The following is a 10,095-nucleotide window of genomic DNA, read 5'->3' as shown; positions in this document are numbered from 1 at the left end:
TCCGTACCCAGTCGGTTCGCAGCAAAGTGGTGGAGCCCGGCTATGCGTGGATTCGCCTGAGCCAGTTCCAGGAACGCACGGTCGACGACTTCGTGACCAAGCTTGAGCAGATTTACAAGCAGGAGCCCAACCTCAAGGGCCTGGTGCTGGACCTGCGCAATGACCCGGGTGGCCTGCTGGATGCGGCAGTCGCTGTCTCGTCAGCTTTCCTGCCTGAAAACGTCACTGTGGTGTCCACCAACGGCCAGCTGGCCGAAAGCAAATTCACCTACAAGGCTGCGCCGGAGTTCTACCAGCGACGCAACGGCGCCGACCCGCTCAAGCGCCTGCCGGCTGCCCTCAAGAACGTGCCGCTGGTGGTGCTGGTCAATGAAGGCTCGGCCTCTGCCAGCGAAATCGTCGCGGGTGCTTTGCAGGACCACAAGCGTGCCACCATCATGGGCAACCAGACTTTCGGCAAGGGATCGGTGCAAACCGTCCGCCCCCTGGGGCCGGATACGGGTCTGAAGCTCACCACGGCACGTTACTTTACGCCCAGCGGGAAATCCATCCAGGCGCGCGGCATCGTGCCTGACGTCATGGTCGATGAAACCGCTGAAGGCAGTCCTTTTGCCGCATTGCGCACCCGCGAAGCCGATCTTGAGAAACACCTCAACAGTGGCCAGGGCGCTGAAGTGAAAGACGCCGGCCGCGAGAAGGCTCGCGAAGAGGCCCTGAAGCGCCTTGAAGAAGAAGCCAAGAAGACACCTGAGCAGCGTCGCCCGCCTGAACTGGGTAGCGACAAGGACTTCCAGCTGGCCCAGGCGATCAACAAGCTCAAGGGACGTCCCGTGCTGGTCAGCAAGACAGCCGTGGTCGAACCGAAAAACGAGAAAAAAGACAACTAGGCCGATGCGCAGAGCGGAGCCGGCTTGCGCCGGATCCCGCCCTGCCCCTTCCGGGCCAGCCCGTCCTGCAGCTTGAACGGTTTCCCATCATGAACGACGAACAGCTGCTTCGTTACTCGCGGCACATCCTGCTCGACGAGATCGGCATCGAAGGTCAGGAAAAAATCCTCCAGTCGCATGTGCTGATCGTCGGTGCGGGCGGACTGGGCTCGCCCGTCGCGCTTTATCTGGGCAGCGCCGGTGTCGGCCACATCACCATCGCCGACCATGACCGGGTGGATGCCACCAACCTGCAACGGCAAATCGCCCACAACCTGTCTCGCATCGGAACGTTCAAGGCAGAATCCGTTGCCCAGTCCATCGCGGCCATCAACCCCGACGTCGTGGTCACCCCGGTTACCCGGCGCGCAGAAGGCGCGCTGCTCGATCAGCTGGTCCGGGACGCCGATGTTGTGCTGGACTGCACGGACAACTTCTCCACGCGCCATGCCATCAACCGCGCTTGCGTCAAACACCGCAAGCCATTGGTATCGGGTGCAGCCATCCGCTTTGACGGCCAGATCGCCGTCTACGATTCGCGACGCGAAGATTCACCGTGCTATGCCTGCGTGTTTCCCGAATCAGACCAGCTGGAAGAAGCCCTTTGCGCGACGATGGGCGTTTTCGCGCCGATGGTCGGCATCATGGGCAGCACGCAGGCTGCCGAAGCCCTGAAGCTGATCTGCGGCATCAGCGGGTCGTTGACCGGGCGGCTGTTGATGCTGGACGGCAAACACATGGAATGGAGCGAAATGAAAATTGCGCCCCATGCGGCATGCGCAGTGTGCGGCGGCGGGGCCAAAAAAATTCCCTGAAAGAATCCGGCTGAAAGGCCGCGGGAAAACCTTATCTGGTGGCCGATGCCGGCATCCGCGAGCCGGCAGCAGACGCTGCGGCCTTCGCAAGAATCGCTGCACAGTTTTCATCCTGGCCCGGTCCGGTTTCAATGGTAGCGGCCAATGCCAGCAAGGGATTGATCACACCCAGTCCGATAGCAACGGCTGCACGTCCCGCGAGGGCTCCCTTGTCAGGGCCGGCCGATAGGGAGGCGAAGGTACCGCCAATCTTCAGGGGAGACCGCAAGCTCAGTATGCTGCGGTCTTTGGGCGCCGGATCCAGAACAAGGTCCAATGTCTCATCGGCAAGGTTGATCGTGCCGCGACCGTTGATGACCGTATCTGCCGTATCCAGCACAATCGTTTTGGTGGTCATCAGGCCTTTGTTCACTTCAAAAGCCGCAGCAGCACAGCGCAACTGCACATTGCGGTCACCACGAACCAGGAACTTGATCACCTCTCCGCCGTCCAGGCCCATGAACTCGAGCAGGATATTGCTGATCTCGCCCTTACCCATCAGCACGGCGACGTCGCCGGATGCCGATCCCAGCATTTGCGCCAGTGAATTTCCGCGCCCTTTCAGGTCCAGCTGGCCGCTAACCTTGCCCAGGCTGCTCCTGGTCGTTTCAACGGCAGGAAAGAGCTGGTTGAGCTGCACGGCCCGCAGGTCCAACCGTGTCGTGAAAACCGCGGGCACAGGGTTGGAGTCGATGCGGATACTCCCTGCCACCGTACCGCCTGCAATGCCCAGYGAGATCGGGTCGAGTTGCAAAACACCGGATTTCAGCTGGACATGAACGCTGCCCTTGTCGAGCGGCAGTACTTTCACATGCCGTATATCAGCCGCAGAATAAATCACGTCGGCGTTCATCGCCTGCAGCCGCGTCACATCAAGCGCTGCGACAGGCAGAACCTTGCGCGCAGTGGGCACCGTTTTTCTGCCTGGCGCCGCCGCCGCCGAATCGCTGTCAGTCCTGGCAACAGGTGTGTCGGCACTGGCAGGCGTGGCTTTCCCTGATGGAGCCAGGCCGATCACGGGGGCGAGGTCGGCGAAATCAAGCAGCCTGGACTGGACCTTGCCGGTCAGAAGCGGCACGGCAGCAGACTGGTCAAAACTGAGCGCCCCATTGATATCCGAACCTCCAAGAACGCCCTGCATCTGGGTGGCCGCCCACACCTTGCCGTGCCTGGCCAGCTTGCCCCGGACTTTGTAGGGTGGTGTTGAAGGCAGCACAACGCCCACCAGCTTGTAGAGTTCTTCCAGGTTGCGTCCCTGCAGGTCAAAGGTCGCGTTGATGCCGGCCAGCTCTGCGAGATTGGAGACCGAGCCTTTGGCCTTGAGGCTGGTCTTGCCGGCTACGGCGTTCACTTCTACCGGAAACGGCGCTTCGAGGTCTTTACTCAGCTGGAGTACGCCGCCGGTGCGGCCAGTCGCATTGAAGGACTCGTTTTTCCATTTGCCGGTGGCCTTGTAGCTCAGGGGCAACTGCTCATTTGCTTCTTGTGCCAGTGAGAACTGAACATGGATATTGGCGCCTTGCGCTGCAGCCTGGTAGTCAACCGTGCCGCGGTCAATGACCAGCGCGTCGATCCGTGGAACGGATCCTTCGTCGGACGTATCCCGCGACAAGGCCCAGGTCCGGCGGCCATCGGGCTCTATTTGGAGCCCTATCTGCGGCTCGGTCAGCACAATCCGGGGCAACTCTACCCGGCCAAAAAGAAGCGGCAACAGCCGGATATCAAATTCTGCGGCGGTTGCCGTCACCAGATAGGGTTTGCTGGCCCATTCGGGGTTGGCTATTTCCACCCCGTCGGCCTTGACCGTGGCAGTACGTCCGAGCTGCACCGACAGGTGCCGGGTAATTTCAAAACGCCTTCCGAGTTGCTCGGATACGTGACGATTGATCGGGCCACGAAGCACGTCCCAAGGGAAAAACACCGCAACCAGCACCAGAATCACCGCCAATACGGCAATGCCGATGAGTGTTCTACGCAGAAGAGGCGATGAGGACAAGACGTTGTTCATGTGCTGGAGAGGAATCGTTCAAACCATTGCAAGGGCAGTCTGTAATGGCCAACAATGCGCGGCTGCCAGCAATGTCCATCACCCTTACAAGCGCGTTGAACTACAGTGAATCAAATGTGCGTCAGCTCACCCCACAGGACAGTCGGCAAGCGCCATAAGACGCTGTGGGCATGTGCCTACAGTTTTTTCGAGCGGGTCGTAGGAAACCTCCTACAGGCACTGCCCTTGGTCACTGGCAGAATGGGCCACAATAAAAAGATACATTAGGAAACAAGGACACCGCGTTCTTGAGCCTTTTGTAATATTTCCGAGAAGCACGTAGCCTTCCCACCTGGACCCGAGCAGTGAGACTGAAAACGTACATCGTAGAAGACAATCCCACCATTCGAGAGAATCTGATCGGGACGCTTGAGGAATTGGCAGGCATTGACGCGGTAGGCACCGCCGAAACTGAAAACGAAGGCAAGGCCTGGCTTGTCGAGAACAGCGGCGATTGGGATTTGGCGATTGTTGACCTGTTTCTGAAACAGGGAAGCGGTTTGGGTGTGCTGGCTGCCTGCCGTGACCGCCCCGCCACGCAAAAAGTCGTCGTCCTCAGCAATTACGCCACTGCAGACATCCGCCAGAGATGTGCCCAGCTCGGTGTCGATGCCGTTTTTGACAAGTCCAACGAAATCGATGCCCTGGTGGACTATTGCATCCAGCAGAGCACCATTTCAGATTGAACTCAATCGATCAGCTTGTTCTTGAGCGCGTAGTAGGTCAGGTCGCTGTTGGAGGACAGGCTCATTTTTTCCATGACACGCGTCCTGTAGGTGCTCACGGTTTTCACGCTCAGCGAAAGCGCCTTGGCAATGTCGCCTGCGGTTTCACCCTTGGCCAGCTTGAGAAAAACCTGGAACTCCCGCTCGGACAATTGTTCGTGGGAAGCCACGTCGTTGGGCCGGTTCAGCTGCTGCGCAAGGAGCTCTGCCACCGCCGGGGTAATGTAGCGTTTGCCAAGAGAAATCACACGAATCGCATCCACAATCTCGGATGGATCGCATTCCTTGTTCAGGTAGCCGCTGGCGCCCTGGCGAATCAGGTTGACCGCATAGTGCTCTTCAGGATAGCCGCTCAGAATGAGGATGCCGACATCAGGCGCCTTGGCGCGAATCATGGCCAGCGCATCGATGCCGCTTTGCCCAGGCATGGACAAGTCCATGACCAGAATATCCAGCTCAACGTTACGCACCAGATCAATTGCCTCACGGCCACTGCCGGCTTCTCCCACGACACGCAGGTCCACCTGGTCGGAAAAAAACTGTTTGAGTCCAGAACGCACAATGGCATGGTCGTCCACAATTCCAATTTTGATCATGTCGCTGTCTTTCTATAAGGTCTGCGCAAGCGGGCAACGCAATGAAAAAGATGGCCTGCAGGACATCCGCATTGATTTTCAGTGTTCATTATTGACGAAATTTTCACCAAATGACTGAACGGAGTTTGCCGTGAAACGATTTGCGATCCCAAAAATGGCCATCAGCCTGCCCCTGGCGGTGCTGGCTGCCGCCATTCTCATCTTCATTAACGAGGCAAGCTTCCAGAAATCCACAGAGGCGGCCGCCAGTATTGAAGAGGCCCAGCAAACCCGCGGCGCCATCAACCGGTTGATGCAGCACATGCTGGATGCGGAAACCGGGCAGCGCGGCTACCTGCTGACCGGCGACGTTCGATATCTCGAGCCCTACAACTCCGCCCTGGCCGATATCGACCAGAACCTGGATGCCTTGCGCCGGCTGTTCACCCCTTACCAGGATCAACTTTCAGAGTTCGGCGTCATGTCCAGGCATGTTTCGCGCAAGCTGGCCGAAATGGACCTGAGCGTGCGCATGCGCAAGGAAGGCAACGAGGACGCCTGGAAATTTGTCCTGACCACGGACGTAGGGAAAGAGCATATGGAGGCGATTCGCGCGCAGTCCGCGAAACTGGCCTCCAACAGCGTCAGCAAAATGGAGCAGGGGCAGGTTCAGATCAAGAAGGCGCTGGAGCTCTCCCGAATCGGCATTGCGGCCATGGCTTTGGCGGGCTTGCTGGCTTTTTACATGTACCTCCTTCAAACCAAGGCGCTGCTTGCTTCCGGCCGGCGCGAGCAGGAATCCCTGCAACGCGAGCGCGACTTCCTCGAAATACAGGTACGTGAAAGAACCGCCAACCTGGCCGAGCTGGCTACCCACCTGCAAAATGTGCGCGAGGACGAACGCGGCCACCTCGCGCGTGAACTGCATGACGAACTGGGCGCGCTTTTGACCGCCGCGAAACTGGATGTGGCCCGATTGAAATCCCGCCTGGCAGGCAATCTGCCGGAAGCGGCTGAGCGGCTGACGCACCTGACCAACACGCTGAACAGCGGCATTGCGCTGAAACGCCGCATTGTCGAAGACCTCCGGCCGTCCTCGCTGTCGCATCTGGGCCTGGTCGCCTCTCTCGAGATCCTCGCACGCGAGTTTGAAGAACGCTCCGGACTCTCCATCACCACCGATCTGGAGCCTGTGGAACTCGGCGGCTCGGCGCAGCTGACCATCTACCGGCTGGTGCAGGAGTCACTGACAAACATCGGCAAATACGCAGAAGCCAGGCAAGCCGAGATCAGCCTTCACAACTTCGACAGCTACATCACGGTAGAAGTCAAAGATAACGGCAAAGGCTTCAAGCTTGAGAGCGTGGGCCCGGGAAGCCATGGCCTTGCCGGCATGCGCCATCGCGTCGAAGCCGCAGGCGGACGGCTGACGGTGTCCAGCACCGAAGGCGATGGCACGCGCATTTCAGCGGTGCTGCCCAAAACACTTTGACCGGTCTCTGAACGTGGCGCGGGGCAGGTCACCTGCTGCTGCGCCCTGCCCGCCAAAGGGCTCAACACCCCTCAGCTTTTCGAGGCATGCGCTGCGCTGCCAGCGTAACAAAATGTCGGCCACCTCCTACAGGGCATGGCCGCTCGAACTGACAGGGGCACACGCTGGCAGCCGATGAAGGAAATTGAAGGCACTCATTAACCTTGCTGAAGGCGTTTCAAAAAGAAGCACCACCCCTTTTAGCCAAGCAAGGAGCCCGAGATGCTGCACTACTCCGTCGTTTTCCTGATCATCGCGTTGATCGCTGCCGTGTTCGGTTTTGGTGGCATCGCCGCAGGTGCCGTCGAGATCGCCAAGATCCTCTTTTTCATCTTCGCCGTCATGGCCATCGTGAGCTTTGTCATCAGCTTGCTCCGAAAGAATTGATCCAGCCATTCCGAGAGTGCCGAACGCTTTTTACGAGCGAGCGGCACTCTCTCCTCGCATCTCCATCGTCATTCACTCAACTCACCAAGGACCTGACATGAATACCCAAACCGCCACCAAGACTGCCCGCCAAAGCTCGGATGAGTTGCTGCAGAACGCAGAAAAAGCCGTTGACTCCACCCGCAGCTATGCCAACGAGGCATTCGACAAAGCCGAAACCAAAGTGCGCGAACTGCGCGGCAGCGTGGATCCCGTCGTTGACATGCTGGCGTCCAAGGCCCAGCACCTTGCCCGTCAGAGCCTCGATATCGCCTCTGAAGCCAAGCATCGCGCACAGCAGTCGCTGTCCAATGCCGCAGGTGCAACCACCCGTTATGTTGCCGAGCAACCCCTGCGTTCGGTGCTGATTGCCGCCGCCGTCGGCGCCGGCATCGCGCTGCTGGTGTCGTCTGCACGCCATCGCAACCAAAACCGTTACTGATCGCCAGGCTCCCGCCCGCTTTTCCCCGGTACCGACCACTGCACGCAGATTCGCCCCATCCAATGCTTCACCCCCTGTTCTCCACCATCGTGCAACGGCCTGACCTCGTCATGGACCATGTCTCTGCTTACGCGGCGCTCTTTCATGAAGAGGCTTCCGATGCGGGTGCCGAGCTGGTTGCACGGGCTGTGGCGTGGGTGATTGCGGTACTGGCGGCCGCCGTATTTTTGGGGCTCGCAGGAACGGCCGTCATGCTGGGGGCGCTTCAAAACCAGTTTCACTGGGCACTGGTGGCGGTTCCGGGCATTGCACTGGCCATCGCCATCGGGGCCGCATTGCGCGCGAGAAAACCTTTCGCGAATGAACGCTTTCCCGAGTTGAAAGCCCAGATTGACAGCGACGCGCGCGCATTGCGCATGGCCGCCTGAACCGATGTCCACCCTCACCGCCCCAACGCCGCAGGAAAGGCTGGCCAGCAGCCGCAAGGCCATTGTCCGGCACATGAGCCGGGAAAAGCTGGACCATGAAGAAAACCCGGGCAATCCAGAGGCCGGCCCGGAGAATGATCCGGCGCACTTTCTCGACCGCGGAACCTGGGGCGTTCTCAAACATGCTTTGGGGAGCTGGTGGCGGCATCACCCCGTGAGCGTGGCAGTTGACATTGCCCGGCCGATGATTGACAGGTACGCCGAAGAAAAGCCGTTGCAGCTATTGGGTATTGCAGCCGCGGCAGGCGCTGCGGCGGTCGTACTACGGCCCTGGCGACTGGTATCACTTGGCGGCTTGCTGCTGGCCGCCCTCAAGACGTCCGAACTCCCAGGCACCTTGCTGTCCATGCTGTCTGGCGCACCGCACAAGCCTGAAAAAACACCCTACACACGATGAACACCTCCACGCTTTCCCGCACCGCCCCCGACGAGCTGGTGCTAGATGAAACAGCGCTGAATGCAGCCCGCAACAGTCTCAATGACGGCGCGATCACGCCGGCCTACGGGCCGCACCGCGATGCGATCGTCAAGCTGCTGAATGACGCACTGGCAACAGAACTGGTTTGCGTATTGCGCTACAAGCGGCACTACTTCATGGCCAGCGGTGTGTCGTCGCCGCCCATTGCCGACGAGTTCCTGGTCCACGCCAATGAAGAATCCGGACATGCGGACCGCATTGCCCGGCGCATTGTGCAGCTGGGCGGCGAGCCGGACTTTTCGCCGGCCACACTGTTGCAGCGCAGCCATGCGGATTACGACGAATCGAACGACCTCAAAACCATGGTGCGGGTCAACCTGATCGCCGAACGCATCGCGGTTGAAACCTATCGCCAGATGATTGCGCTGATTGGCGACAAGGATCCCACGACACGCCGCCTGCTCGAAGATGTTCTTGCCGATGAGGAAGAGCATGCCGACGAGCTCAAGGACTGGCTGGAGAAATAACGATTACCGCAGGTCGGCCGGCGTGGTGCCGCCAGTCGACAGGCCTTTTTAACCATGCACCAGACGATTAAACCAACTTAGAGGAAAACAATATGAAATACGCTCGCGCAATTGCATTCGCCGCACTGGCAGGCATCACCATCATCGGCAGCGGCTGCGCCGTTGGGCGTGGTCAGGAAACTGCTGGCGCTTATGTTGACGATGCTGCCATCACCACATCAGTCAAGGCCAAGTTCGTCGAGGACAAAACCGTTGCCGCGTCCTCCATCAAGGTGGAAACGCTCAATGGCACGGTTCAGCTGTCCGGTTTTGCCAAGTCCAGCGCTGAAAAAGCCCAGGCCGAAAACATTGCCCGCAATGTGAAGAACGTCAAGGGTGTGCGTAACGACATCGTCGTTCGTCCTTGAGCGTAAGCGGCTGAACAAGCCGGGCCACCGCGCAGGTGGCTAAAAAAAGCAGGCTACAGATAATCTGTGCCTGCTTTTTTCGTTGTGACCGGGCGGCGATGCAGCCACCGCGGCGCCTGGATCCTGCAGCAGTCTTTGCAGACCCCCACGGATCCTTTCAGTGGCAGCTTCCATGCTGCTTGCGGAACAGCGCCGGATACACAGGCGGCGCGCCTTTTGTCGATGCAAACAGTCCCAGCTTTGCGGCCTGGGCACGTTTTTCCGCCCGGGCATAGGGACCTGCATTGCCGCGGCTGCGGTAGGACCAGGCCATACCGTTTGCGACCATCCATTTGCCGGCATCTTCTCCGCTGAACCCCACCCTGGCCAGGAGGCGGCCGTAGTCGTCGTGGTATTGGCCATGCACCGCCGCACGCTTGCCCAGAAGCCGGCGCATCAGCGCATCACGCGCGAGGGCCCCGCCCGGCTGGCAGATTTCCGGCGCATCAATACCCTGGATACGAATGCTGACCGGTTTACCCCCCGCTATCGGACGCACCCGGACGGTGTCGCCATCAACCACATAGGTGACGATTCCGGGCCAGGCCGCGATGGGAGGCGAGGCCGTGCGCGCCGACACACCCCCATGCATGAGTGCCACCAGAAAGAACACGCCCACGGACTTGACTGCGGAATTTTTCGTCACGTTAATTTGCTACTAACTTAATAGCTGCTTGCGCCCGCCAATAT

The 10,095-nt window shown here is 59.5% G+C and carries 13 protein-coding genes; 10 read left to right on the top strand and 3 right to left on the bottom strand.

All coding sequences use genetic code 11. From position 1 onward, the window contains the following. Together AC1D1P_RS06945 and AC1D1P_RS06940 are read left to right on the top strand one after the other, a co-directional pair. Positions 1-887, top strand: an 887-nt coding sequence (locus tag AC1D1P_RS06945) for a S41 family peptidase (protein WP_477672497.1), incomplete at its 5' end; no start/stop codon positions are given. Between the two features lie 89 nt (positions 888-976). Then, complete coding sequence (locus AC1D1P_RS06940; RefSeq protein ID WP_477669805.1) at positions 977-1,741, top strand: HesA/MoeB/ThiF family protein; 765 nt, start codon at positions 977-979, stop codon at positions 1,739-1,741. Positions 1,742-1,772: 31 nt separating this feature from the next. Here AC1D1P_RS06940 and AC1D1P_RS06935 read toward each other — a convergent pair whose 3' ends face one another. After that, positions 1,773-3,788 (bottom strand): AsmA family protein, encoded by a 2,016-nt coding sequence (locus tag AC1D1P_RS06935; protein WP_477672496.1) that lies wholly within the window; start codon positions 3,786-3,788, stop codon positions 1,773-1,775. 344 nt (positions 3,789-4,132) lie between these two features. Between AC1D1P_RS06935 and AC1D1P_RS06930 the strand changes: the two genes are divergently transcribed. Continuing rightward, positions 4,133-4,513 (top strand): response regulator, encoded by a 381-nt coding sequence (locus AC1D1P_RS06930; protein ID WP_477669807.1) that lies wholly within the window; start codon positions 4,133-4,135, stop codon positions 4,511-4,513. Between the two features lie 2 nt (positions 4,514-4,515). Here AC1D1P_RS06930 and AC1D1P_RS06925 read toward each other — a convergent pair whose 3' ends face one another. Then, positions 4,516-5,148, bottom strand: a complete 633-nt coding sequence (locus AC1D1P_RS06925) for a response regulator (RefSeq protein ID WP_007867910.1) — start codon at positions 5,146-5,148, stop codon at positions 4,516-4,518. A 130-nt stretch (positions 5,149-5,278) separates the two neighbouring features. Between AC1D1P_RS06925 and AC1D1P_RS06920 the strand changes: the two genes are divergently transcribed. The 7 genes from AC1D1P_RS06920 to AC1D1P_RS06890 all read left to right on the top strand — a co-directional run bounded on the left by AC1D1P_RS06920 (position 5,279) and on the right by AC1D1P_RS06890 (position 9,366). Beyond that, complete coding sequence (locus AC1D1P_RS06920) at positions 5,279-6,619, top strand: sensor histidine kinase (protein WP_477669808.1); 1,341 nt, start codon at positions 5,279-5,281, stop codon at positions 6,617-6,619. 261 nt (positions 6,620-6,880) lie between these two features. After that, complete coding sequence (locus AC1D1P_RS06915; RefSeq protein ID WP_457279639.1) at positions 6,881-7,045, top strand: DUF1328 domain-containing protein; 165 nt, start codon at positions 6,881-6,883, stop codon at positions 7,043-7,045. A 97-nt stretch (positions 7,046-7,142) separates the two neighbouring features. Then, positions 7,143-7,526, top strand: a complete 384-nt coding sequence (locus tag AC1D1P_RS06910) for a glycine zipper domain-containing protein (protein WP_457279640.1) — start codon at positions 7,143-7,145, stop codon at positions 7,524-7,526. Positions 7,527-7,588: 62 nt separating this feature from the next. Beyond that, the gene (locus tag AC1D1P_RS06905) at positions 7,589-7,954 is read left to right on the top strand and encodes a hypothetical protein (RefSeq protein ID WP_477672495.1); all 366 of its coding nucleotides are present in this window, start codon (positions 7,589-7,591) and stop codon (positions 7,952-7,954) included. Between the two features lie 4 nt (positions 7,955-7,958). Beyond that, positions 7,959-8,411 carry a hypothetical protein gene (locus tag AC1D1P_RS06900; RefSeq protein WP_477672494.1) on the top strand — a complete coding sequence of 151 codons (453 nt, stop codon included), beginning with the start codon at positions 7,959-7,961 and terminating at the stop codon, positions 8,409-8,411. Next, positions 8,408-8,959 (top strand): ferritin-like domain-containing protein, encoded by a 552-nt coding sequence (locus AC1D1P_RS06895; RefSeq protein ID WP_477669810.1) that lies wholly within the window; start codon positions 8,408-8,410, stop codon positions 8,957-8,959. The genes AC1D1P_RS06900 and AC1D1P_RS06895 overlap by 4 nt, the downstream gene beginning before the upstream one ends. 92 nt (positions 8,960-9,051) lie before the next feature. Then, positions 9,052-9,366 (top strand): BON domain-containing protein, encoded by a 315-nt coding sequence (locus AC1D1P_RS06890; protein WP_477648500.1) that lies wholly within the window; start codon positions 9,052-9,054, stop codon positions 9,364-9,366. A 157-nt stretch (positions 9,367-9,523) separates the two neighbouring features. On the opposite strand, the gene AC1D1P_RS06885 is transcribed toward AC1D1P_RS06890, so the two are convergent. Next, complete coding sequence (locus AC1D1P_RS06885; protein WP_477672493.1) at positions 9,524-10,051, bottom strand: thermonuclease family protein; 528 nt, start codon at positions 10,049-10,051, stop codon at positions 9,524-9,526. Between the last annotated feature and the right edge of the window lie 44 nt (positions 10,052-10,095).

It is taken from the genome of Polaromonas sp. P1_E1_2, assembly GCF_056406035.1.
The sequence above is the reverse complement of the archived record's forward strand: the minus strand, read 5'-3'. Positions and strand labels throughout refer to the sequence as shown.

Excerpts from the sequence above, each read along its gene's own strand:
- AC1D1P_RS06940 (WP_477669805.1), top strand. The coding sequence starts at position 977 with ATGAACGACGAACAGCTGCTTCGTTACTCGCGGCACATCCTGCTCGAC.
- AC1D1P_RS06925 (WP_007867910.1), bottom strand. The coding sequence starts at position 5,148 with ATGATCAAAATTGGAATTGTGGACGACCATGCCATTGTGCGTTCTGGA.
- AC1D1P_RS06915 (WP_457279639.1), top strand. The coding sequence starts at position 6,881 with ATGCTGCACTACTCCGTCGTTTTCCTGATCATCGCGTTGATCGCTGCC.
- AC1D1P_RS06910 (WP_457279640.1), top strand. The coding sequence starts at position 7,143 with ATGAATACCCAAACCGCCACCAAGACTGCCCGCCAAAGCTCGGATGAG.
- AC1D1P_RS06905 (WP_477672495.1), top strand. The coding sequence starts at position 7,589 with ATGCTTCACCCCCTGTTCTCCACCATCGTGCAACGGCCTGACCTCGTC.
- AC1D1P_RS06900 (WP_477672494.1), top strand. The coding sequence starts at position 7,959 with ATGTCCACCCTCACCGCCCCAACGCCGCAGGAAAGGCTGGCCAGCAGC.
- AC1D1P_RS06895 (WP_477669810.1), top strand. The coding sequence starts at position 8,408 with ATGAACACCTCCACGCTTTCCCGCACCGCCCCCGACGAGCTGGTGCTA.
- AC1D1P_RS06890 (WP_477648500.1), top strand. The coding sequence starts at position 9,052 with ATGAAATACGCTCGCGCAATTGCATTCGCCGCACTGGCAGGCATCACC.